Genomic DNA, 353 nt, shown 5'->3' with positions numbered 1-353 from the left:
CGTGAAGTTCCGGATTAGCCAGTAGAGGTTGGCGGCAACATCCTTCGCGTCGTGCATGGTACTTTTCCTCGGCCTGTACGGACGAGTATGTACCATCACCCTGTTGATTTCGTTTCAATTCACGACTGATTGTGGATGGAGGTCTTCCTAATTGGGTGGCAATCGAACGAATGGGGCGACCCAAAACAACATTTTTAAGTATGATTTCTCGTTCATATGGATTAAGATGGTGATAGTGGCTCATCGTTTACGTCCCCTGTCTTCAATAGTTTGTCGCAATTCTATTGTACAGGAAGACTCAGCGATGGGTCCTTTTAATTTTCTAAGTGTTGCACTTAAAGTGTAAATTCAAG

At 44.2% G+C, this 353-nt stretch carries 1 protein-coding gene; it reads right to left on the bottom strand.

Going from position 1 to position 353, the window contains the following annotated elements; all coding sequences use genetic code 11:
* Window positions 1-244, bottom strand: a 244-nt coding sequence (locus AA84_RS18755; protein ID WP_152540386.1) for a helix-turn-helix domain-containing protein, incomplete at its 3' end; no start/stop codon positions are given.
* Window positions 245-353: the final 109 nt, after the last annotated feature.

It is taken from the genome of Sporolactobacillus terrae DSM 11697 (assembly GCF_000648615.1).
Classification (GTDB): Bacteria; Bacillota; Bacilli; order Bacillales; family Sporolactobacillaceae; genus Sporolactobacillus; species Sporolactobacillus terrae.
The sequence above is the reverse complement of the archived record's forward strand: the minus strand, read 5'-3'. Positions and strand labels throughout refer to the sequence as shown.